The organism is Paenibacillus sp. W4I10, assembly GCF_030816325.1.
In the GTDB taxonomy this organism is placed as follows: domain Bacteria; phylum Bacillota; class Bacilli; order Paenibacillales; family Paenibacillaceae; genus Paenibacillus; species Paenibacillus amylolyticus_B.
Window position 1 is genome coordinate 3,311,644 of sequence record NZ_JAUSXX010000001.1, and the last position, 24,327, is coordinate 3,335,970.

The 24,327-nt window shown below is 45.5% G+C and carries 20 protein-coding genes and 1 pseudogene; 7 read left to right on the forward strand and 14 right to left on the reverse strand.

The window, feature by feature from the left end:
• Positions 1 to 17 precede the first annotated feature (17 nt).
• On the reverse strand, positions 18 to 512 hold the full coding sequence (infC, locus tag QF049_RS14685; protein WP_017689666.1) for a translation initiation factor IF-3: 495 nt from the start codon (positions 510 to 512) through the stop codon (positions 18 to 20).
• A 334-nt stretch (positions 513 to 846) separates the two neighbouring features.
• Positions 847 to 2,085: a glycosyltransferase family 2 protein gene (locus tag QF049_RS14690; protein ID WP_307538321.1), complete on the reverse strand. Its 1,239-nt coding sequence runs from the start codon at positions 2,083 to 2,085 to the stop codon at positions 847 to 849.
• Positions 2,086 to 2,795: 710 nt separating this feature from the next.
• On the opposite strand from QF049_RS14690, the gene QF049_RS14695 reads away from it, so the two are divergent.
• Entirely contained in the window at positions 2,796 to 3,323 is a 528-nt protein-coding gene (locus tag QF049_RS14695) for a phosphatase PAP2 family protein (protein ID WP_017689668.1), read from the forward strand.
• 50 nt (positions 3,324 to 3,373) lie between these two features.
• Positions 3,374 to 4,525, forward strand: coding sequence for an MGDG synthase family glycosyltransferase (locus QF049_RS14700; protein ID WP_091032863.1), 1,152 nt, complete (start codon positions 3,374 to 3,376; stop codon positions 4,523 to 4,525).
• A 140-nt stretch (positions 4,526 to 4,665) separates the two neighbouring features.
• Here the strand turns inward: QF049_RS14700 and QF049_RS14705 are convergent, their stop codons facing one another.
• The 3 genes from QF049_RS14705 to QF049_RS14715 all read right to left on the reverse strand — a co-directional run bounded on the left by QF049_RS14705 (position 4,666) and on the right by QF049_RS14715 (position 8,185).
• Positions 4,666 to 6,219, reverse strand: a complete 1,554-nt coding sequence (locus tag QF049_RS14705; protein WP_373428252.1) for an ABC transporter substrate-binding protein — start codon at positions 6,217 to 6,219, stop codon at positions 4,666 to 4,668.
• A 100-nt stretch (positions 6,220 to 6,319) separates the two neighbouring features.
• Entirely contained in the window at positions 6,320 to 7,183 is an 864-nt protein-coding gene (locus QF049_RS14710; RefSeq protein ID WP_370511436.1) for a carbohydrate ABC transporter permease, read from the reverse strand.
• Positions 7,184 to 7,279: 96 nt separating this feature from the next.
• Complete coding sequence (locus QF049_RS14715) at positions 7,280 to 8,185, reverse strand: ABC transporter permease (protein WP_307538325.1); 906 nt, start codon at positions 8,183 to 8,185, stop codon at positions 7,280 to 7,282.
• Positions 8,186 to 8,593: 408 nt separating this feature from the next.
• Between QF049_RS14715 and QF049_RS14720 the strand changes: the two genes are divergently transcribed.
• Entirely contained in the window at positions 8,594 to 10,846 is a 2,253-nt protein-coding gene (locus QF049_RS14720) for an AraC family transcriptional regulator (RefSeq protein ID WP_307538327.1), read from the forward strand.
• Positions 10,847 to 10,975: 129 nt separating this feature from the next.
• Here QF049_RS14720 and trmB read toward each other — a convergent pair whose 3' ends face one another.
• Together trmB and QF049_RS14730 are read right to left on the reverse strand one after the other, a co-directional pair.
• The gene (gene trmB / locus QF049_RS14725; RefSeq protein ID WP_076252463.1) at positions 10,976 to 11,731 is read right to left on the reverse strand and encodes a tRNA (guanosine(46)-N7)-methyltransferase TrmB; all 756 of its coding nucleotides are present in this window, start codon (positions 11,729 to 11,731) and stop codon (positions 10,976 to 10,978) included.
• 152 nt (positions 11,732 to 11,883) lie between these two features.
• A complete protein-coding gene (locus QF049_RS14730) occupies positions 11,884 to 12,084 on the reverse strand; it encodes a hypothetical protein (protein WP_105597935.1) in 201 nt (66 codons plus the stop codon).
• A 318-nt stretch (positions 12,085 to 12,402) separates the two neighbouring features.
• Between QF049_RS14730 and mnmL the strand changes: the two are divergent.
• The 4 genes and pseudogenes from mnmL to QF049_RS14750 all read left to right on the forward strand — a co-directional run bounded on the left by mnmL (position 12,403) and on the right by QF049_RS14750 (position 16,131).
• Positions 12,403 to 13,357, forward strand: a pseudogene (gene mnmL / locus QF049_RS14735) (tRNA modification radical SAM protein MnmL/YtqA).
• Positions 13,358 to 13,942, forward strand: coding sequence for a tRNA 5-(aminomethyl)-2-thiouridylate-methyltransferase MnmM (gene mnmM, locus QF049_RS14740; RefSeq protein WP_307538331.1), 585 nt, complete (start codon positions 13,358 to 13,360; stop codon positions 13,940 to 13,942).
• 189 nt (positions 13,943 to 14,131) lie between these two features.
• Positions 14,132 to 15,109 (forward strand): type I phosphomannose isomerase catalytic subunit, encoded by a 978-nt coding sequence (locus QF049_RS14745; protein WP_307538333.1) that lies wholly within the window; start codon positions 14,132 to 14,134, stop codon positions 15,107 to 15,109.
• A gap of 41 nt (positions 15,110 to 15,150) precedes the next feature.
• Positions 15,151 to 16,131 (forward strand): alpha/beta fold hydrolase, encoded by a 981-nt coding sequence (locus tag QF049_RS14750; protein WP_307538334.1) that lies wholly within the window; start codon positions 15,151 to 15,153, stop codon positions 16,129 to 16,131.
• Positions 16,132 to 16,265: 134 nt separating this feature from the next.
• Here QF049_RS14750 and odhB read toward each other — a convergent pair whose 3' ends face one another.
• The 7 genes from odhB to QF049_RS14785 all read right to left on the reverse strand — a co-directional run bounded on the left by odhB (position 16,266) and on the right by QF049_RS14785 (position 24,155).
• Positions 16,266 to 17,537 carry a 2-oxoglutarate dehydrogenase complex dihydrolipoyllysine-residue succinyltransferase gene (gene odhB / locus QF049_RS14755; protein ID WP_307538336.1) on the reverse strand — a complete coding sequence of 424 codons (1,272 nt, stop codon included), beginning with the start codon at positions 17,535 to 17,537 and terminating at the stop codon, positions 16,266 to 16,268.
• A gap of 5 nt (positions 17,538 to 17,542) precedes the next feature.
• A complete protein-coding gene (locus QF049_RS14760) occupies positions 17,543 to 20,416 on the reverse strand; it encodes a 2-oxoglutarate dehydrogenase E1 component (protein ID WP_307538338.1) in 2,874 nt (957 codons plus the stop codon).
• A 633-nt stretch (positions 20,417 to 21,049) separates the two neighbouring features.
• On the reverse strand, positions 21,050 to 21,484 hold the full coding sequence (locus QF049_RS14765; protein WP_307538340.1) for an NUDIX domain-containing protein: 435 nt from the start codon (positions 21,482 to 21,484) through the stop codon (positions 21,050 to 21,052).
• Positions 21,485 to 21,982 carry a GNAT family N-acetyltransferase gene (locus tag QF049_RS14770; RefSeq protein WP_307538342.1) on the reverse strand — a complete coding sequence of 166 codons (498 nt, stop codon included), beginning with the start codon at positions 21,980 to 21,982 and terminating at the stop codon, positions 21,485 to 21,487.
• 242 nt (positions 21,983 to 22,224) lie between these two features.
• Positions 22,225 to 22,590, reverse strand: coding sequence for a YybH family protein (locus QF049_RS14775; protein WP_133384111.1), 366 nt, complete (start codon positions 22,588 to 22,590; stop codon positions 22,225 to 22,227).
• Positions 22,591 to 22,618: 28 nt separating this feature from the next.
• The gene (locus QF049_RS14780) at positions 22,619 to 23,128 is read right to left on the reverse strand and encodes an 8-oxo-dGTP diphosphatase (RefSeq protein WP_150364831.1); all 510 of its coding nucleotides are present in this window, start codon (positions 23,126 to 23,128) and stop codon (positions 22,619 to 22,621) included.
• Positions 23,129 to 23,366: 238 nt separating this feature from the next.
• Positions 23,367 to 24,155: a DUF3891 family protein gene (locus tag QF049_RS14785; RefSeq protein ID WP_307538346.1), complete on the reverse strand. Its 789-nt coding sequence runs from the start codon at positions 24,153 to 24,155 to the stop codon at positions 23,367 to 23,369.
• Between the last annotated feature and the right edge of the window lie 172 nt (positions 24,156 to 24,327).

Sequence of the window (24,327 nt, forward strand, 5' to 3'; positions counted from 1 at the left end):
TTCCTCCTCCAATGTTATCAGGCTTTAGGAGCCAAGATCATGATCATACTGCGGCCTTCCAATTTTGGTTGACGTTCAACAGTACAAAGTTCTGCAACTTCTACCTTAACGCGCTCCAAAATCCGTTGACCAATCGCGGCATGTGCAATTTCACGTCCGCGATAACGAACAGAACATTTCACTTTGTCGCCTTCGTTCAAAAACTTAACTACATTACGAAGCTTCGTTTGATAATCGTGCTCCTCAATATTGGAACGGAACCATACTTCTTTAATATCAACAATTTTCTGGTTCTTACGGGCTTCTTTATCTTTCTTTTGTTGCTCATAGCGGAATTTGCCATAGTCCATAATACGACACACCGGCGGTTTAGCCTGTGGTGCCACATTGACCAAATCCAAATTCAGGTCAATCGCCATTTGCAGTGCTTCGCGAATGGGCGTAATCCCAATTTGTTCTCCTTCAGCTCCGACAAGGCGTACTTCCTTCGCCCGAATCTCATCATTAATCATGTGATCTTTACTAATAATCGTCCACCTCCAGGTCATTTTGAATATCCAGTTACACAAAAATAAAAGGGATGCCGGTCAAGCTACCGACATCCCTGTAATCAACACAATTCTTCATGAGTATACACTTCATAAATTATTGGGATCGTTGACCAGCCAACATGTTTGTTGATCAGGTGAGAAGTCGGACTTCTGCTTGTGATTCCATTGCTATTCGTTTTAAGGCACTCAAATACTATATCATCCACAGAACACATTGTCAACATCTTCACAACTTTTTTTTGTGAATTATACATTTGTTATATCAGATGTCGACAAAGTATCGCATGCATGTTCGTTACCCTTGTTTGCTCTGCACTTCATCCAACCGTACAACACGGGTATGTTGAGTGTGGCTCCACTGTTTGTTGTTCTGCGTAAAGAAAGCGTAGAACGTAATCGGGTACCAAGACAGCAGGTAGATCGGGAACAAGATCAGATATAGATAAACTTTGGCAAAGGTAACCTTCTCCAGCGCCATGGACAACAGGAACGTCAGAATATTCAGACCAATAGCCAAGAATCCAACCCATAACGGGAAGTATCCATAAATATTAGCAATGTGCGGACCGCTGAATATGGCCATGTCTACCCACATCACAGCCGTCATCAGGAACGTAAGCAACACCACATAGACATTGGCTCCATAGATAGCAAGGTCAAATTTCACCAAGCTTCTTTCCTTAATGGACTGCCAGAGCAGCGGGAAGAAGTATCTACGCGCAACTGTAAAGTGACCTTGCATCCAGCGCAGACGTTGTCTCGCTGAAGCTTTGAATGTTAATGGCTTCTCATCAAAAACTTTGGCGTCATAGTTGAAAACAGGATACACATTACGTTGCACACTGCGCATCGTAAACTCCAGATCCTCAACCAGACTTGTTGCACCCCAACCAATTTCCTTCAACAGGTTGGTCTCGAAGCACATTCCGGTTCCTCCGAGGAAATTCGCCATATTCAAGTTATGACGAGACAACTGCCACAAACGGTTGATGTACCAGTAAGATACTCCGTAAGCTGCAGTAATCCAGGAATCCTCCGGATTTTTCGTATCAATGTATCCTTGGATAACACGCGAACCATTGTTCAAGTCATCATTCATCTCAAGCAAGAAGTTACGGTCAACCAGGTTATCCGCGTCAAACATAACAACTGCGTCATACTGACGCGGCAATTTCCACAGGTACTTAAGCATCCATTCGATGGCGTACCCTTTACCTCTTAAATCGGCATTAGTACGTACACATGCGTTTAATCCATGTTCTCTGACAATTTGAGCCGTTCCATCCGTACAGTTGTCACAGATGACAAACACATCGTACAGATCTTTCGGATAATCAAGTTGTTTCAAGTTCTCCATCAAGGCACCAATGACTTGTTCCTCATTGTGTGCTGCGACGAGTACAGCGAATGATTTTGTCGCCGGATAATGTTTCTTTTTCTTTTTCTTAATCAGACCGAACAGCGAAAACGTGAATTGGTACACGGCTAGCAGTGCCAGAATGACCTGCATCGTGACGAATATAGCGTCCAACATCGTTCTCTGTTACCCCCTTTTTTTCAAAACCCAGTTTACTCAAGCATTTCTCTTCCTGATTCTGCAATTTATTTTTTTTTAATCTGCAGAATATGACCCTGTTCTTTTGTGTACTACGTGAATATATCAGGCAATGTTTCAAAGCTTGGTTGCTATCAGTTGGCTGCTTTATCGATTCTGTATCCTTTTCAGTCATTTGTCAAAACCCCAATTTCACTTTCTGAAGCAGAAATGTGATCTTTAAACGCTGAATAGACACTTCGTGATACCACAACCTCGCATTCATGCCTGTTATATCTTATTTTCAGCCGTTTACTTGATTTTTATTTCTAAAGTCCCTGCTTTTTTCATCAGCATGTTATTCTTCGTCAGAGGCTCTATAACAAATAACGCAAACAGACCTCAAAAAGTTTGAAACAGAACTCACATTTTTTTACCTCATTTCAGCCATGTTGAATCATTGTATCTTTTTTGGCTGACCCAAGTCAAAAAGTTAAGATGGGTATATATCCACTCTTTAACATGAATTTCACTTTCTTTACATGGGTTCTTCTTGAAAAGGACAACATTTAAAAATATGATAAACATATACCTGAAATAACCTCAAGTTCATGAAAAACGGTTATATACTAATCAGGACGAAACCGGATGCAGAAAATCACCGGAAATAATGCCGCCATTACGGGCGGCCTGACTGGCAGGAGGCCAATATGAGCCGTTTATTCTTAAAGTTTCAAGATTATGATCGAAATGTTTTTATGTGGATCAACGGCCGACTTCATAATCGTTTTATGAATTTTTGGCTGTATTATTTCACCCATCTGGGTGGAGCAACTTCATCTATTGCAATATCCTTGTTAATCTGGCTGCTTGCTCCAGCTCCATGGAGCACAACAGGACTCCAGGCATGTATCGCCCTTGCGGTCAGCCACATCCCTGTAGCCATCGCGAAAAAATTGTATCCCCGCATTCGGCCTTATCTGGCCTTGCCGGATACAATTACGTTCCGTAATCCCCTGACGGATCACTCGTTTCCTTCAGGGCACACAACTGCCATTTTTTCGGTCACGGTTCCCTTTATGACCACTGATCCGATCTTATTGCTAATTTTGTTGCCTGTGGCCCTTATTGTCGGATTCTCTCGAATTTATCTGGGATTACACTATCCTTCCGATGTTCTGGCAGGTGCCACAATAGGTACTTTAGTCGCACTTGCAACAGTTGCATTCTGGTCTTAAAGCCGATATGTTAGACTCAGAAAAACCTAGCAGGAACAGGTGAAGCAAGCGTGGAGAAAAAAAGAGTATTACTATTATCTGAAGGCTTTGGTACGGGTCATACTCAAGCCGCCTATGCACTGTCCAGCAATTTGCGAAAGCTCTCGCCAGACGTGCAGACAAAAGTGCTTGAACTGGGAAGTTTCTTAAATCCCAAGGTTGCACCTCTGATTATAACAGCATACAAAAAAACGGTTACCAACCAACCCAAACTTGTCGGATACGTATACAGACACCAATATAAAAAATCATTAAACAGGCTGACAACACTGGCGCTGCATAAACTGTTCTATACACATACACGCAGCGTTGTGCGCCAGTTACGTCCCGATGCAATCGTCTGTACACATCCGATTCCAAGTGCTGTCATATCCAGACTGAAGCGTCTGGGTGTACAGGTTCCCCTATGCACAGTCATCACCGACTATGATGCACATGGGACGTGGATTAACCGTGAAGTAGACCTTTATCTGGTTTCTTCAGATGAGGTTAAGTCCAAACTAATGCTACGCGGCGTACCTACAGACAACATTCGAGTCACGGGCATTCCGGTACATCCAAATTTCTGGGAGCATCCCGGGCGAGAAGAGATTCGAAGCAGATTCAACCTCAAGAACATGCCTACTGTACTGGTGATGGGTGGCGGCTGGGGAATGCTCAGTGACAAGCTGGTCCATCCGCTGCTGACACGCTGGCATGAAGATATTCAGATCATTTTTTGTCTGGGTCGCAATGATAAAGCACGGATCAGCATGGAACAGAACCCCATGTATCGCAAAGAAAACATTCATATTATGGGGTACACCAACGAAGTGGACAAATTGATGGAAGTATCCGACCTGCTGATCACCAAACCTGGAGGAATGACATGCAGCGAAGGCTTGGCCAAAGGAATTCCAATGTTGTTCCACAACCCTATACCTGGTCAGGAAGAAGAAAACGTCCATTATTTTACGGCAAGAGGGTTGGGAGAACCCATAACTTCGCTCGACGTAGTGGTCAAATGGATGAACAAGCTGTTGCATCACTACCCGGATGTTGTACGTAAACGCAAACGTCATCTGGCGGAAATCGCCAAGGTTCATCCCATGCAGAGCGCTCAAAGTATTATCGATCTGCTGGAGGACGTTCGTCCTTCATCCGCAGAAGAGGCCCGTTTATGAATTTATCCTAATAAGGTGCTGCTTCCCGCATTCTTCGTCCAATCATGCCTCTAACCAACGGCTTCAAACAAGCCTGCAACCACATTGAAAAGGTGCCTTCGGATTTGAAGGCACCTTTTCTTTATGAAGGAAAGTACAAATTATTGAATGCCTGTTGACTTCAAGTACTCCTGCCACTGCTTGGTGTATTCTGCCTGAATTTTTTCCAATCCTGCTTGTTTAGCCTTCTCCATAAATGTGTTCAATCCAGCCTCTACGTCTGCCACCAAACCTACATTAAGCGGATACAAATATTGTTTTTCCACTTGTTCCAATGCAGCCTTCTCGGCTTGGTACGGAGTCCAGTCTTCAGCAAATCCTGTAAAGATATCCGGCTTTTTGATTTTGTCGAGATCTTCAAACATGGCCAGCACGTCATCAAAGGTTTTATCATAGAGCATGAATTCCGGATTACGCCAAGCCCAGCCATTCATGCCCTCACGCGGGAAGCCGTTGGTTTGTGCATCTCCGACCATTTTGTAGTATCCATTATCTACCTCGAAGTTTTTGCCTTCAACGCCGTATTCAGTCAACCAGTTATATCGTTTGTCTGTCACCAGTTTCTCATAAAATGCCAATGCTTTTTCCGGGTTTTTACTGCTACGCGGAATCGCAAAACCATTGTGGATCGGGTGAACCGGTTGTGCAAACCCTTTTGCATTCGGGTAAGGGAAATAAGCCAGTTTCCAATCTGGATGCGTAGACTGCACCTTGATTACATCTGCATTAAATTTGTTAGGGTTTTCCCCAGACAGAACAACAGCCGCTTTTCCATTTTGCAACAACGAGTTGGATGTATCTTTTACATTCAGTACGTTTTTCGGGAAAAAGCCTTTGTCCATCCACCGCTTGTATGTTTTCAGGTCTTCGAGATGTTGCGCCGATCCCCAATAAGACGTCACAGTGGACGGCGTGTCATACATAATATCCAGTCCATATGGGAGTTGACCTGCTGTATTCACCAGCTTGGATGTCAATTGACGAATACCGTGGGTGTGGTTGGCATTACTGTCTGCGATCGGAATCATATTCGGTTCGTTGGCTTTGATTCCTTCCAGATACGCTTCGAGTGTCTCCAACGATTCCGGCTTCGGAAGATTGTACTTCTCGCGCAAATCTTCGCGGTATGCAATTCCCTCTGTTACATACTCAATCCATGTCGATGGAACGGTATAGATTTTGTCATTGATTTTGACTGCATTCCACATGTCGTCAGGGACATGGGCTTTCAGTGCTGGCGCTGCTGTAGGCAGCATTTCATCCAGTGGCAGGAACGCGCCCTTCTTCGCATAAGACTGATAGAATGTCCAATCCGCTGTGAAGATCAGATCGATCGGCTGCCCGGAAGACAGCAACAGTTTATATTTTTGATCCCAGTCGGTCCATGAGGTGTAGTTGAATTTCACATTGACGTTCAGATCAGCCTCCGCCAGCTTATTGATCTCGGATTCAATAACAGGCAGATCTTTCGGAGCATCCCCAAGCATGTAAAATTGAAGCGTGACTTTCTCGCCTTTGTTCCCGGATGTTCCTCCCTGCTCGCTTCCTTGCGTCGATCCCCCCGAACCGTTATTACATGCGGCAAGTACCCCGGCGAACAACATCAGGGCAAGTACCAGAGACAGGTGCCGAATTGTTTTGTTACGCATACGCATCCTCCCTTTTTGTGGTGAACCTTTATATGTTAGCGCAGACTCGCCATGTTTCAGACCGGAAATGATGCCAGCAGCCTGACACCCACAGCGTGTTCACGTTCTAACCTTTCACTGCACCAATGGTGAGTCCTTTGACAAAATAACGTTGTACAAACGGATACAGGAACAAAATCGGTCCCGTTACAACGATAGCCATTGCCATCTTGGTTGATTCCGTAGGCACATCCTGACTGAGTGTGATCCCTGTGCCAATCGCCATCTGGTCAATGAATGTAATCGTGTTCATCGTGTTGTAGAGATAAAATTGCAGTTGGTACATATCCGGGTTGTTAATGAAGAGGGATGAGGTAAACCAGTCATTCCAGTAACCCAGTGCCAGGAACAGACCTACGGTGGCGATACCAGGCATCGCCAGTTTCAACACAATGCTGAAATAGATGCGGAAGTCATTCGCTCCATCAATTTTGGCGGATTCAATCAATTCATCCGGCACTGCCGAGCGAATGAAGTTTTTCATCAGGATAATGAGGAATGGCGTCATCAACCCCGGGAAAATAAGTACGGTGTACGTATCTGTGAGATTGAAGTAGTTCGCCAGCATAATGTACCAAGGCACAAGTCCCCCACCAAACAGGGTTGTGAAGTAGATAAAAAACGAGAACGTATTCCGATATTTAAAGTCCTTACGCTGGAGCACAAATCCGGCCATCGTGATGAGGAACAGCCCTAGCGTAGTCCCCACCACCGTTGTAAAGACCGTTACCCCATAAGCTTTGAGTACCTGAGTCGGGAATTTGAACACCATTTTGTAACCTTCCAGGGAAAAGTCCGTTGGAAAGAGGTGATAACCATCCCTCACAATGGACTCGTTGCTGCTGAATGAACCGGATAGGATCAGCAGAAACGGTAGCAAGCACATGATTGATAAAATGATGATGAAGCTGTAGGAAATCAGTTGAAACATGAAAGTGAATTCCGAATCTCTGAGACGAGTATTCGTACGAGTGTGAGTATTCATTGGCGTGTTCATGATCGTTCTCCCTCCTGCCCTGCGGGCGTTCTAGAACAAGGCGTAGTCCTCATTTACTTTGCGGATAATATAGTTGACGGTCATGATCAAAATGAATCCAAACAACGATTGATACAAACCAGCAGCCGTTGCCATCCCGATATCAAATGTGACTTTGAGTGAACGATACACGTACGTATCAATAATATCTGTAGCGTTGTACAGCACCCCGTTGTTGCCGATCAGTTGATAGAACAGGTCAAACTGCCCCTTCATAATGCTGCCGAGCGAGAACAACAACAATATGACAAAGGTTGGCTTCAGCATCGGTACCGTAATGTACCATATCCGCTGAAATATATTGGCCCCGTCGATTCGGGCTGCTTCATAATACTCGTCACTGATACCTGTTATGGCGGCCAGATAGATGACCATGCTGTATCCAAGATTTTTCCACAGATAAAAGATGATGATCAGGAACACCCAGATCCAGGGTGTGTTATAAATGTCGACCGGGCCGGCCTCAAAACGTTTGAGCACCGTGTTCACAAAACCCGACTCGTAGTTAAACATGTTGTAAGCGATTACACTTAATAGTACAAATGAGATGAAATACGGCAAGAACATGACGGATTGCGTGATTTTTTTGAATAACCTGCCCCGGATTTCGCTAAGCATGATCGCACAGAAGATCGCCAGACCGTTACCTAATATAATGAAGGCGAGATTGTAACCCACAGTGTTGGTTGTGAGCTTCAGCAGCATTCCGGATTGCCATAGGAACTTAAAGTTCTCCAGACCGACAAATGGACTACCAAATAATCCGCCTTCAAAATCATACCGGGTGAACGCATAATAGATGCCGATCATCGGAAAATACGAGTTAATCAGAAAAAAGACCAGCGTGGGCAACAGCATCAGAAACATGATTTTGTTTTTGTTCAATTCTTTGAGCATGGCTCGATCCCTCCCGAATTTCTTGCGGTGCTGCGTGGTGGAGCTCTCTTTTTATTGTAGATGCTCTCTTCACTCACGAATACTGAAGCTTCCAATCAGAAAATGAACGATTCTGCGAAATGAACTATGAACAAAATGAACGAACCATGAAATGAACAGACATCCACACACATCCGTTCACAAATGTTGATATCGTGCATAGGCTACACCTAGTGAACAATCCAGCGAAAGTTGAACTTTAGGTAGAGAAAACAGGCAAAATGGCCTGTCCAGCATTGATGTAAACGCATACATAATATATAATTCAAGTTACTCTTGCTCTTCTGCTCATCCATATATGAAGCCTCACTTATGTATATGAAATTCTATGTTGTTCACCCAAAACAGGAGGTTCGAGGGGGAAGATGAATGCGTAAACGTTCAGAGGACAGTCAGAAGGTCTTCACACGGATTCTGATCGGCATTATTATCAGTACCGTCGCTACCTTACTTGTGGCTTCTACTATTTTGTACGTCAACTATAATCGGATTGCGCTTCGCCAGGTGTATCGTACAGATATGAACAGTCTTACACAAACCAGCCGTGAAGTGGCGAAAATGACCGAGACTGCAAAATCATTGTCATATCAGATCTATCAGGACTACACCATCTCTTCATTACTGCTTTATTCCAAACCAAATATCTATGAGATCACATCGGCGATGGAGCAGCTAGACAACTACCGTATGTCCCTTCCCTTTATCGAATCCATCTATGTATATAACTCCAAAAGTAATGAATTCTATATCAGTTCCAACGTGCGCAATGGGCAGCAGTCCATCTCGGAGATCGATGATCAGGGGATTACAAGCATCCTCCAACGCTTCCATGACTATAAACCTTTTGTGCCCATCCCGCGTACATATCAGGTCGGCTCTACCGAAGCAACAGAGGTTAACAGCTACACCTATCTCTGTTATGACACGATTAATGATAACGCGAAGCTAAACTATGCTGTCATCGTTAATATTAAGGATGATTGGCTTAGTCCAAATATGAATGCTGTGGATCAACCAGGCAAAACCTTTATCGTAAATGAGAATGGAGATCTTTTATCTGACTTTGGCGACCGTGCATTGATGAAAAACCTCTCCAGCGAAGCTTTTATAAAGCCAATTATGCAGGATACGGAGCAGTCAGCTTACTTTACCGAGAAGGTCGACGGAGAAAAATCTCTCATCACCTATACCGCTCCCGATGATCTGGGTTGGCGTTATGTGAGAATAACACCTTATGATCTGATTACCTCAGATATACGGAGTATGCGCACACATACCGTTCTGTTTTGTGTTGGACTTCTCTTCGCAGGGTTACTGCTCTCTTACCTTGTGTCCCGAAAACTATATCACCCTATTGATAAGGTGCTTGTTCGTTTACGTGTGATGGAAGCAGAGCGACGTGGCAGTCTTCATTTGTTACGGCAGGATTTTCTACGAGGGGCCCTACAGGGCCGCGAAACAGTAACTGGAGGTATGCTGGAAGAACGGATGAAGTTCTACGGCTCCTCCATTGATGTTCACCATGCATCCAGACTGGTATTGCTGCGTATTGACCATTTTACCGAATTCTGCGAAACGTACCGTGATGAGACCCAGCTTGTAAAATACGCCATGATGAACATATGCACCGAGACAGCCGATCTCCACTACAATGCGGAAGCTGTGGACATGGGCGGTGATCTGATCACACTCATCTTCAATGAAAAAGCGGAAAGCCATGAACCTGGGCAACCTGCTCATAACCGGATCGAAGAGCTGCTACGTATGATGCAGGCAGCTGTAATGACCCATTTGAAATGCTCCATCTCCTGTACTATAGGTACCGAAGAAGATTCATTGGAAGACAGTATTGCATCCTACACCAGATCAGCCGAAGCCTCACTGCATCGTTTGTTCATGGGACCGGGTTGTCTGATCTATACCGCTGACATCATGGCTTATCACGCCAAGGAGTACGCATTTCCAGCAGGTAAGGAAAGACAACTTGTTGATCATCTAATGACAGGTAAGACGCGAGAAGCAAAACAAGTCTATGCAGACATCGTCGGCGAAACAGCCGCATACCCATTTACCGTCTTCCAGCTAGCCTTATCCCATCTGACGATGACACTGAACCATGTACGAAATACCCTCAAGAAGAATAATCAACTCACGCTTGATTCAGTCTCGGATGGTCTAATGCTGCCTGTCAAAGACGCTGAAGACATCAGTGAAGTACATGAACACTTCTATCGGATGTTTGATGAGCTTGGTTCCAAAGTCGAGGAGAAACGTACACTTAAGCACGAAGAGTTGATTCGTAAAATCAATGGCATTATTGAGCGGGACTATGCGGACCCCAATCTATGTCTAACTTCTATCGCAGATGAGTTGGGCATGTCGCCCATCTATGTAAGCAGGCTCTACAAACAACTCACCCTGAAAGGGCTCACGGACGTGATTAACGAAACCCGCATAGCCAAGGCCCAGCATCTGCTGGTGGAAACGGAGAACTCCGTTGCCGACATTGCCGAGAGAACTGGATTCACCAACAGTTCATACTTCTATCGCATGTTCAAAAAGTTCAATGGTGTTACACCAAACGATTATCGTCGCAAAGAGTTTCATTCAGAGAACTTTTGAAATCATACCAGACTTGAGTTTATGGAGCATTGCACATTGATGTTAATGCAAAAAAAAGAGCGACCTATGAGAATGAATCATTCACCTCATGTGTCGCTCTTTTTTAATAAGTTTAAGTTAGATTTCGATTTATTCCTGTTCCTGATCTTCGCCGGACTCATCAGAAGCTTCACGAACTTTATACTTGTCCAGACGTGTCTGCTGATACTCACGCAGGGCCTCTTCACCAACAATCACTTCAACCCGGTGAATGTTCATACCTTTACCCATGAATTTCTGCTCGTACTCCGTCATCACATGTTCTTCATTCAAACCATCACGATGCAGATTCAAAGAAATATTGGTCATTTGCAGGCCGAAGTCGGCAATGGCATTGAGTGAGAAATCAAACAGCGTCTCCGAATCGGTTTTGAAATGAATCTGACCTTTGGGATTAAGCAATTCCGTGTATTTCTTCAGGAAGCGCGGATGCGTCAAACGACGACGTGCATGCTTTGCTTTTGGCCAAGGATCACTGAAGTTCAAATAAATGCGCTCCAGTTCTTCCGGTTCAAAAACTTCCTCGATCTGTTCGATATTTGCCAGCGCAAGCTTCAGGTTAGGGGGTGTCTCCACATCAGCCTGACTCCACGCATTACGAGCTTTCTCACTGGCACGACGCACCAGTTCATCATACATATCAATACCGATGAAATTAAATTCCGGATATTTATAACTCATTTGGCTGATAAATTGACCTTTACCCATACCAAATTCCACGAAGATCGGGTGATCATTGCCAAACAGTTCAGACCATTTTCCTTTATGTTGCTTGGGGTCCAGTACAACAAGATCAACTTGTTGCTCCAGATTTTCTCTTATCCCTTTTCTGCCACGTAAACGCATTTTATTCCTCCGTTTGTCCCATACTTGTCTCAGACTTATTTTGCCGAAGAACTGGCAAATTGTAAAGAGCAATGAAAAGGGAATCTTCGGATCTGCCACTTTGGGCAAATCTCAAAGATTCCCTCTTCGATTTATTTGGAATTGGGGTCCAACTACTTTAGTAGTTCATAGTCTACCTTATCTTGGTGTGAAAAATCAAATGTCTTTTCGAAAGCATCGCGAACTTTTTGTCTTGCAGCCGCTTTCACTTTCGGATTTCCATTAAAACGAACACCTGTTAAAGCCAGTGCTTCTTCTGCCGTCAATTCAACAGACACACGATTCAATTCATTGTTTTTAACTTGGGAATTCATTCATATCACCTCACGGTATAGTATGGTCCATGACGTCAATCTTGATTCAAATGCTATGATGAATAATACCCACTAGATGGTGTCTGACGCTGATTTAAATATAACATAAGGTGTAAACTATAGCAAGGAGAAAACCTTGATTTTACGGCCTATTTTTGCGTTTCGATTCCCTTTTTTTTTAGTTTTTTGATACAATGATAAAAGTTCATGAAGACACCTATAATCGCTATCCATCGTCTATGACGGAAATCGCATAGCACTTCTTCTTTTGTTCACGTATGATTACTGTAATTCGACAGCCAAAGGAGTACCCTGAAGATGAATGCACCTGCATTACAGTCCCCTCTGTTGTGGGGAGATAAACGATTCCATACCTGGAATTATGAGATGCGAGATCAATTTAACAATAAGGTTTTCAAAGTGATGCTGGATGCTGGATTCACCTGTCCCAACCGTGACGGGTCCATTGCCAAAGGTGGTTGCACCTTCTGCAGTGCGCGTGGATCAGGCGATTTTGCTGGCAGCAGACGTGAAGATCTGGTCACCCAGTTCAATACAATTCGAGATAAACAACACCTGAAATGGCCTACAGCCCATTATATTGGCTACTTCCAAGCCTATACGAACACGTATGCTCCGGTTGAGGAGCTACGCGAATATTTCGAAGAAATTTTAGAGCAACCCGGTGTTGTTGGTTTGTCCATCGCCACTCGCCCGGATTGTTTGCCAGATGACGTTATTGATTATTTGGCTGAGCTGAACGAGCGCACCTATCTGTGGGTTGAGATGGGACTTCAAACGATCCATGATTCCACATCAACATTGATTAATCGGGCGCACGACACGAAGTGTTACGAAGAAGCGGTTGAGAAACTGCGCAAACGGAATATACGAGTGTGTACACATATCATATATGGTTTGCCTCAAGAGACACATGAGATGATGCTGGACACCGGACGGGCAGTTGCCAATATGGATGTACAGGGAATCAAGATTCACCTGTTACATCTCATGCGCAAAACGCCGATGGTGAAGCAATACGAAGCCGGTCTTTTACGTTTTTTGGATCAGGACGAGTACATCAAGCTGATCGTAGATACACTGGAGATGCTTCCACCGGAAATGATCGTACACCGTCTTACAGGGGACGCACCGCGTGATCTGCTGATTGGACCGATGTGGTCCATGAACAAATGGGAAGTGTTGAACTCCATTGATCGTGAGTTGCGAGAGGCGGGATTCATGGCAAGGTAAGTATTGGAGGCGAGCATAGATGGGCTTTCTTTCAGTTCTCAGCTGTGCGCATCAGTGGATTGCTTCCCGTCTGCAGCCAGGTGATCTGGCCATAGATGCAACGGTGGGTACAGGAGCAGACACACTATTTTTGGCACAACAAGTTGGCAGGCGTGGTCAAGTCATTGGATTCGATATTCAAAGTGAAGCCCTCACACTGGCACAGGCCCGGATTCGAAAACAAAACGACGAAGCCAAGCTTGGCTCCATTTCCATGCTTCAACTAAGCCATGATCGAATGACAGAAGCGGTGCCTGAGTCATGGCCTGGTGCGGTTGGTGCAGTCATGTTCAATCTGGGGTACCTGCCTTCAGAAAGTGCAGATTCCTCCATCATCACCGAGACTGACAGCACGATCGCTGCACTCGAGGCTGCACTCACTTTATTACGTCCTCGCGGAATCATTACGGTTGTGCTTTACCCCGGTCATGACGGAGGCGCACAGGAAGCATCAGCCGTATTGGAATGGTCCTCTGCCCTGCCGGTGGAACAGGCACAGGTTGTGATGTATCGCCAATTGCAGCGAGAAACTTCTCCTTTTCTGATCGGAATCGAGAAAAAATAATTTCCTTTGTTCACCAAATACAATAAACTAGACACAATCGCAAGGCGAGCTATTAACGGCTTTTTCTTACTGCGATCTGTGTTCTACATCTACATATGCAAACGTATTCACTTGTTTGCTCATGGCGACTACATGCCCATGACTGATTAAAGCGATCCACCACTTCATATACTAGAGGAGAGATTACTGATGTCTACGCCATACCCATTACAATTCCAACCTGAATTCAAAGAACGTGTGTGGGGCGGTCGTGCGCTGGAGCAATTCGGCCTTACGCCCCCTGAAGGACATATCGGAGAAGGATGGATGATTGCGGATCATCCAAACGGTACAACCAAGGTATTAAATGGAGCACTTGCTGGCAAGGGTCTGGATGAAGTTCGTGAACAACTGGGCACCGAATGGCTTGGAACCAAAGGCGTTTCCGAAAAAGGCGGCCGTTTCCCCCTTCTGATTAAGCTGCTTGACTGCAACGATGACCTGTCCGTTCAGGTTCATCCAACAGACGAGTATGAGGCACTGCCTCCTGGCGAGCTTGGCAAAACAGAAATGTGGTATGTACTCGACGCAAAACCGGGCGCACACATCATCTACGGCTTGAATGAAGGCGTTGATCGGGCAACATTAAAAGAAGCATTGGAAAACGGCACGGTGATGGATACCCTTCGTCAGGTGCCTGTAGAAGCTGGTGATACGTTCTTTATCCCTGCTGGAACAGTGCATGCGCTCTGTGCAGGGGTCGTTGTCGCTGAGATTCAGCAAAACTCGGATACGACGTACCGGATATACGATTACAATCGTCCAGGGCTGGATGGCAAACCACGTGAGTTGCATGTTGAAGACTCATTAAATGTCACCGCCTATGAGGGCGCTGGTGCCTCAACGATGAAAACAAATAACGCCACTCCTGGTGAATGGCTCAAGCTTGCGGAATGCCCTTATTTTGTAGTTGAAAAAGGTGTTGTGAATAAACGTTGGGAACTCTCCACCAATCCTGACAGTTTCACGATTCTCGTTGTCTGTGAAGGAGAAGGAACTTTGGAGTGGGCACATGCTGAATCAGACAGCATTGAATTGAAAGCTGGACAATGTTATCTCTTGCCAGCCAATCTGGGTTCTTATACATTAGATGGAAATACCACTGTTCTTCGCTCTTATCTGCCATAAATCAAGCTTATATGTAACCTGTGAAGGAGGAATTACACGAGATGCAGGAATCTACCTTTGCCTTGGTCGCTAGTGAAGGTACCCGTATTCATGTGTACCGCTGGCTTCCCGATCCGGAATGCAACGTTAAAGGTGTAGTGCAAATTGCACATGGCATGGGCGAGACGGCAGCCCGATACGCCGAATTTGCCGACATTCTTACCCAAAATGGCTATGCGGTTTATGCCAATGACCATCGGGGTCATGGCAAAACCGTGGAGAATGCCAAGCTACTTGGTAATGCTGGTATCGATGCCTTCCGCTGGATGGCGAGTGATATGATCAATCTGGGCGAAGTAGCCGCCAAGGAGAATCCTGGGGTGCCCCTGTTTCTCATGGGACATAGCATGGGCTCATTCTTGGTACAACATCTCATGTACGCTGGTCATGAGCAGTACCACGCCTTTATTTTATCCGGTACAAACGGCAGACGCGGTCTGCTCCGGTTTGGAGAGAAGCTCGCCTTTTTGCAATGTGGCATTCAGGGGGCTACTCATCCCAGCATGCTGCTCAACGCGATTGTGTTTGGTGGATTTAACCGCTCTTTCCGCCCTGCCGCGACACCGTTTGATTGGTTGTCCCGGGACTCACAAGAGGTTCAGCGATTCATTGATGATCCCCTGTGCGGAGCAATCTGTACAGCAGGCTTTTTCCGCGACTTCTTCAAATTGCTGCTTGAAGTCCATCTTCCACACAATATGGAGCGCATACCCAAACACAAACCCGTATACCTGTTCTCAGGTGAGAAGGACCCTGTCGGACTTCATGGCAAAGGCGTTCTTAATCTGGTCTCGCAGTATAAGAAGCTTCAGCTGGAGAATATTGAGTATCGCCTGTATCCGGATGGACGCCATGAAATGCTGCATGAGATCAACCGAACAGAAGTGGCTCAGCATGTTGTGAACTGGCTAGAGCGGAATACCCCTGGATCGAATACACACCCTAGCCCGGTGAACCATACTGAGACGGCTGACTCTATCTAATAGAGCCGGAGGCAACATACCATGATCAACAGCAAAAGAAACCCCTGGATCGGATGTGCAGCTCACGCTGCGCTCCAGTTCAGGGGTTTTCTTGTTGAACGATATGAATAATAGCTATAAACAAGCTTTATGGATTAACCTTCAATTAACAGAGATTCCGGGTCTTCAAGCAGTTCTTTCACGGTCACGAGGAAACGAACAGCCTCACTACCGTCGATAATCCGGTGATCGTAGGACAGCGCGATGTACATCATTGGACGGTTCTCCATCCGCTCTGCATCAATCGCGACTGGACGAAGCTGGATCTTATGCATCCCCAGAATACCCACTTGAGGTGTATTCAGAATTGGCGTAGACAACAAGGAACCAAATGTTCCACCATTGGTGATGGTGAACGTTCCACCTTGCAGATCAGATAACGCCAGCGTGTTGGAACGAGCTTTGGATGCCAGGTCCGCAATGCTCTTCTCGATCTCGGCAAAGCCCAGACGATCGGCATCACGTACAACCGGTACAACCAGTCCTTCCTTCGCAGATACGGCGATGCCGATATCATAATACTTTTTGAGCACAACATCTTCGCCATCAATCTCTGCGTTAATTGTAGGGAATTTTTTCAGAGCCCCCACAACCGCTTTGGTGAAGAAGGACATGAAGCCCAGGTTAATCTCATGTTTCTCTTTGAACTTGTCCTTACGGCGTTTACGTACATCCATGATCGCAGTCATATCAACTTCATTAAACGTAGTCAACATGGCTGCTGTCTGCTGAGCCTCTACCAGACGTTTGGCAATGGTCGCACGGCGGCGAGACATCCGCTGACGCTCCACTGGTTTGGTATAGGTAGAACTTCCAGCTGCCGGAGCACTTGGTGCTGCTGGAGCTTTACTCGCAGGTGGAGCAGCAGGAGCAGGCGCCTGATTGTTATGGCTCTTCACATCATCCTGGTATACCCGTCCAATCGGATCTTTGCTCTGAACCTGATCCAACTCGATACCACGTTCACGTGCAAGCTTACGAGCAGATGGTGAAGCCGTCTTCGCACTATCGGATGACTCCGGTGCTGCCGCAACAGGTGCAGGTGGTGGTGTTGGAGCTTCAGGCGCAGGAGCAACGGCCTTTTTCTCTTCAGCTGCTGGTTCGGAAGCGGGTGCACCGCTTCCTCCTCCAGAACCAGCTGAGAGTGTACCGATCGTTTCACCGATCTCGACCGTCTCTCCTTCCTGACGTATGATCTTCTCCAGCACGCCACTTTCTTCTGCGCTGATCTCAATATTTACTTTATCCGTTTCCAGTTCAAGAAGCACATCACCCTGATTAACGGTATCCCCTTCTTTAACCATCCATCTGGATACAGTTCCCTCAGTTATTGACTCACCCATTGCAGGTACTTTAATTTCACTCACAGCTGTTACCTCCCCAGTGGAATATTATTCTTCGTCGTTTGTTTCAACGCAGATGTAATAATCTGTTGCTGTTCCATACTATGCACAAGCTGATAACCGCTGGAAGGACTTGCGTGTTCCGGGCGACCTTCGTATCTAACGGTTGTGCCTTCCGGGGCAACTTCACGAAGACGAGGCTCCATGTATGTCCAGGCACCCATGTTTTTGTTTTCTTCCTGTACCCATACCAGTTCTTTTACATTGCTGAAACGTGCAAGTATACGTTTGATCTCTTCTGCCGGGAACGGATATAGTTGTTCCACTCGAATGATGTGAAGCCATGACCAATCTGCTTTATCTTTTTCAAAAGCATCTTCCAGGTCGATGGCAATCTTGCCACTGCACAAAATAATGCGCTCTACGCGATCCGGCTGTGTCCCCAGTCCAGCTTGCTCCAGCACAAGCTCAAACTTGCCTTCACTAAATTCGACTGCCGGTGAAGCAACACGCGGATTCCGAATGAGACTTTTTGGTGACATCATCACAAGTGGACGAGCATCTTCCGTTTCAGTCAACGAAGCTTGACGACGCAACAAGTGGAAGTACTGAGATGCACTCGACAAGTTGGCAACCGTCATGTTGTCTTCTGCACAAAGCTGCAGGAAGCGTTCAAGACGAGCACTTGTATGCTCAGGTCCCTGACCTTCATTCGCATGTGGAAGCAACATGACCAAACTGGATTTTTGAGACCACTTGGCACGACCCGCTGATACAAACTGGTCAAAAATAACCTGTGCACAGTTGGCAAAATCTCCGAATTGAGCTTCCCAGATGACCAGTGTATCGGGTGAATATACGTTATATCCGTATTCGAATCCAACAACGGATTCTTCAGACAACGGACTGTTATAGATTGCAAAGGATGCTCTTGCTTGTGGCAAGTGATGCAATGGGCAGAACTTGGCTCCATTCTCCGAATCATGCAGTACCAGATTCCGATGAGCGAATGTAGCACGCTCGGCATCCTGTCCACTAATCCGAATTGGCTTGCCATCTGCCAGAATGGTTGCAAATGCCAGTGTCTCCGCAAGGCTCCAATCCACTTTTTCCCCTTCGTTCAGGGAAGTGCTCCGGCGTTGCAAGATCCGCTGTAACTTTGGATACACATTGAAGTTCTCAGGCCATTTCAGCAGGTCCGCATTAATGCTGCGCAGATTCTCCAATGGTACGGCAGTAGGCGTAATCGTAACAGCTTCAGGCTCACTGATTTTCCGTTGGTAATATTCATGTACTTCATTTTTCTTCATCTGGTCATAAGCTTCTTTTAATTTGTTCGTTACTCCATCGCGAATGCTCGTAATGGACGCATCATCGATAATCGATTCCTGCTTCAACTGATCCTGATACAAGTGGCTTACCGTTGGATGGTTTTTCACCTTGTCATAAACGATAGGTTGAGTCGTTTCTGGATCATCGGTTTCATTATGGCCGTAACGACGGTAACCAATCAAGTCGATCAGGAAATCCTTTTTGAAACGATTGCGATACTCTGCTGCCATACGAATGGCTGCAATACAAGCTTCCGGATTGTCCGCATTCACGTGTACAATCGGAATTTCGTACCCTTTAGCAAGGTCACTTGCGTAATACGTTGAACGGGAATCACCGCTATCTGTAGTGAAACCCAGACGATTGTTGACGATAATATGGATGGTTCCGCCATTCTGATATCCTGGCAGAGCTTTGAAGTTAAGCGTCTCTGCAACAATCCCTTCTCCAGGGAATGCTGCATCACCATGCATCAAAATGGTAGCTGCCTTCGTTACGTCCTGCTTCGGATATCCAGGGTCACGACGGTCATCCTGAGCCGCACGTGCAAACCCTTGTACAACCGGATTAACGTATTCCAGATGGCTCGGGTTATTCGCCAGAGTAAGGCGAGCCTGCACAGTTTCCCCGTCTTTTACAAAACGGTTGGCACCCATATGATATTTGACATCCCCCGTCCAACCGTAGTTGATTCCAGTCGAACCTTCCGATGGAACCAAATCTTTGTTCGGAGCATGATGAAATTCAGAGAAAATTTTGCTGTACGGTTTGCCCAAAACATGAGCCAGTACATTTAACCGTCCACGGTGAGCCATCCCCATCAGAATGTGGCTTGATCCGGCTTCTGCCATGATGCGAACAGCTTCATCCAGCATCGGCACAAGCACATCGTTACCTTCGATGGAGAAACGCTTCTGCCCAACAAATGTTTTGTGAAGATAATCTTCAAATTGCTCGACTTCAACCAAACGTTCCAGCAAAGCCTTACGTTCTTTCGACGTAAGCGGAGCCGGTGATGTCCGAGATTCCGCGCGACGATTCAGCCACTCACGCTCTTGAACTTCGTGCACATGACTGAATTCGTAGGCCATGGGCCCAGTGTATATCTGACGCAAACGTTGGATTGCATCCCATCCGGTTGCTGTCTGTCCATCTGCACCTTCCCAGATCAGGGAAGCAGGCAAAGCTTTCAGATCTTCTTCGTTTAATTCAAAATGCTGAGGTTCCAGCAAAGATGTGTCTGTATCTTCACTGATTCCAAGCGGATCTATATCTGCAGCAAGATGACCATAGGTACGGATGTTCCATACCAGTTTACCCGCTGTAACCGCTTTCTGTAATAATTGAATGTCTACGCTTCCGGAAGCAGATTGGGCGTTGCCGGAATTCAAGGTTGTGCGTGCATCCCTGCCAGACATCGGCGGTGCACCCCATTGTTCAAATAGTTCACGATAAGCCGGTGTAACCGAACCAGGGTCTTGAGTGAATAATTCATATTGTTCCTGTACGTATCCCATATTGGGGCCATAGTAACTTTCCCAGGGCTTCTTGTTGCCTTCCACGATCGTCATCGACGTTCCCTCCGTCTTGATTTAGTCATAAGTTTTTGACGGAAATCATTGACTAAGCCGTAATTTGCGTTCGTTCAACATTTTAAGCGAAATTTTTCATGAAGTCCAATAATCGTGCTGTTGGTGGTAGTAACGTTAGTCCGACGCTCCCGTCAAGGTTTGTCTGCGTTTTCAAAATCAAAGTAAAACAATGATTGTATATACCGTCGCACAGATGTCGAATACTGTCCTGATCCGTTCGAAGGTTACACTTTCTCCTCTTCTTCAAGTGAAGTCCATGTTCTAATATCTATTCTATAAACTTTTACGCTCAGGAGCATTTCCTATTTTTAGTTCAATTGATGCATAAATTAGATGAATCGAATAAATCGAGCAATTTGGATAGAGCAACGAACGCTTAATTACAACAAAATAGGCATACGATCTCCCATTTACCTCCTTAATTAAATTGTGGTCCATTATGTTCAAAAACAAACCGTCCAGTTAAACATTAACCAATTGACATCACAATCAACAAATAATTGGGGTTTTCTTCAGGAGACCAACTGAAAAAAGCTCGCCCAGACATAAATTATCCGAGCAGCTTCTTTGAATTCAGCAAATTTAAGTTAACAATAAAGTTGAGGATGCGCATCAAGCCGTACTTTGACTAATCATATACTCCGCAAACGGCGTTAAGGAAAGATCTCTAACCTGCTCCAGTGTAAACCAGCCCGCGCCCAGCGAATCTTCACCATCGGGTTCTTTTTTGATATGATCCGGCTGACTGGCTGTGGTCAAAACAACATCATACAACATCCCGATATGGTGCAGCTCTTCCGGCTCACCTTGATACACCCATTCCAGTACCGTAGACTCCGCAGAACGAATCATCACTTGTAGATGGGTCAGGCCCGTCTCTTCTTCAATCTCACGATGAAGAGCAGTCTCTGGCTGCTCGCCAAATTCCAGCCTTCCGCCTGGTAAATCCCATTGCCCCTGATATGCCCCGCGTGCCTTATTAATCAACAGGAATTGCTCCTCCCAAGCGACCAAGCCATATACCCCAATATGTGTATGCCGATTCACTTAAGGGCTCTTCCTTTCGTTTTCATCCTCTGTAACAGCATCCAAATCTATGGCCATACGGATCATATCCACACAGCGGATACCATCCTCTATAATCTCTTCCTCATATTGCCTCACAAAGAAGTCACGATCAACCCCGATAATGCGGAAACCGCAACGTTGGTATAACTTCAATTGATGAAAGCTGGAGTTGCCCGTCCCAATCTCGAGAATCCGGCAGCCCAATCTCCGTGCAGCTTCCATCGCTTCCTTAATCATGTGTTTGCCTACACCTTGTCCCTGCAGTTCTTCCTGTACGGCAATATTAACAATCTCCGCAGTCTCTGGGCGAGTCTTCAACAATACGAACTCCCCAACCATCTCTCCTTCATACTCGGCAATAAAACAAACACCCCGACTCAGGTACTCATCCACAATTGCTTTTGAAGGATCAGCCATCAATAAAAGTTCGTAGGGTCTCTCTTCTTCCCAGTCCAAAATCCGGAACGACAATTTCATGCCAATCTCCACCTTTTCATCGTACAATATTCATTTACGTCCTGTTTGCAGAAGCCTATGTATGGCAAATCCACAAATATATCATTCTACATTTCGCCAAACTAGTTTACTCAATCTATTAATCACACACTATTACCCACAGACTAGTCATCTCCTATAAAAATAGTAAACTTCATTATATCATAATATTTGGATATAAATATATAGATATGGATGATACATTATGAGGCATTATTTTTATCCTAACCCAAGCTTAAATGCTCATGGATTAATTTCCATTCCCCATCAAACCCAGCAACAAATACATTCGTGGCCCGACCCTTGCCATAAGCCGGCTCTCCCTGATAAATTCCCTTCCAGTGGTAGGTATAAATACAAACGGCCTGCTCTTTGCTAGTCGTAATCCACTTAACATCTTCAGCACGATACACTTCTTCCTTGACTGTCTCCCAAGCGTTCTCAAAATAAGCCCGAATTTCGTTAGGGGTAGTACAGGACGTTCCCGTAAACCAATATACGGCTTGTGGCGATAACCATTTACTGACTTCATCAAACTGATGTGTATTCGTCGCCGCAATGTATCCTTGCAGAGCATGCTGGTATCCCATGATTTTTCCTCCTTCTGACATTTTAACTTTATCTGGTCCCACTCTGTTCAAGTACCGAATCGCTATACACCATAAATGTCTCTTGCAGCGTACGTCCGGATGACTTCTCCCAGATCACGCTCCGCTCAAAAGTGCCTTTTTGGAAAAAACGCGGGAGACGTTCAGCAAACCAATCCTGCATAGGCAGCTCAAAAACCCGCTTCATAGGCACCCATAACAGTTCGCCTTCGGGCGGATCTTGCAATAATTGACCCTCGAATGAAGTCGCCAAATAGTTAAATACCATGTACCGCAATCCTTGTTCGGGATCACAGAACTCATCAAGCCCTTTATACGTAATCTCATTGACCGCTAGCCCCGTCTCCTCCAGAACCTCCCGCACGGCACCATCCACGATACTCTCCGGAAAGTCTACCTTCCCCCCAGGAGCGATGTATCCCGGAAATCCTTTGCGATCCGGCCGATTCATTAGCAACACCTGATCATTCATTTTGTCCCATACCATACACATCGTTAATATCTCTATTCTAGTATCCATATTCGTCCTCCTGCTAACGTGCGCTTCTCTGCTGTACTCTAACATTTCTGGGAATAACCTGTGTTTTCCTTCTTTATTCCCACTCTGATTCATTGGTATTTTCACCTGTCTCATACTATAGTCTATGATGATATATATGCATACGAAAGGCGGACGCCCTGTACACCTGTACATCAGAAGCCCGCCTGTTTTGTGATATTCTATGCTGCTCTTTCCTCAAGCCTGGAGTTTCCAGTTCTCAGTTCAATTCCGTAATCAACACCCGGCGTTCCTTCCATTCAGCCCGGCGATAAGCCTGTTGCATACCAAATTTGCGGATACTTGCCTTTGGCACCGATTTATAAGGCAAAACGATCGTAAATTCCTCATCAAACGGGAAAAAAGACAGGCCTACTTTTTCATTGGATAACCACTCTGCCTGAATCGGTTGTCTGGAACAGGCATCAAACGTACAACTGAGCCCTTCTGCAAAAAAATCATAACGCGCAGCAGGTGTTCCAGGTTCCTCCATACAGAGAAACAGACTGAGCTGATCACAGAAAAGCATGATCTCCACATCACTTTGCAACCTCTGTTTCAGTGCTTCAGCATCACCACCAAGCTGTTTCTCCCAATCCAGCTGACGTTCGTGTTCTTGCTGCAGATAATCTCGGATGTCATCATCATCCTGAGCATTGGCCCCCAGATTTTTCTGAAACAGCTCCGTGTACATCAAGCTACACAATAATCCGGCGTAGAGGTTTTTCTGACGAACTTCTTCAATCCCTTTATGGTAGAATACAAAACGCGGACGCAATGGAAAGTCACGAAATGAATACGGCGATTGACTGTAATCATTCCAGAACGGAGATGAATCCAGTTCAATCCAGCCACGGTCATGTTCCTTGGCCGCTAGAATCAATTCATCCCGATGCGCAGCATCGGCTAATAATTCATTTTTCCAGTGGGAAGCCATCTCTCCGGCTACTAGTCCATGCTCATGCTGTGCGGTCAAAACAAAATCATGCTCTCTCTCATATACGATCATGTGCTGTCACCCTTCCGCATGGTATACGTTGACTTTAACATAAATTGGGTTAAACTTTCCTATAAGTTGTTTTTCGCTCCATTTTGACGAAAGGCATTATGAAATGCACAATGTAAAGGTGTTGTCAGTTTCCTGAAATTTGATACACTAAAGGTTGTGTCCACAATTATAT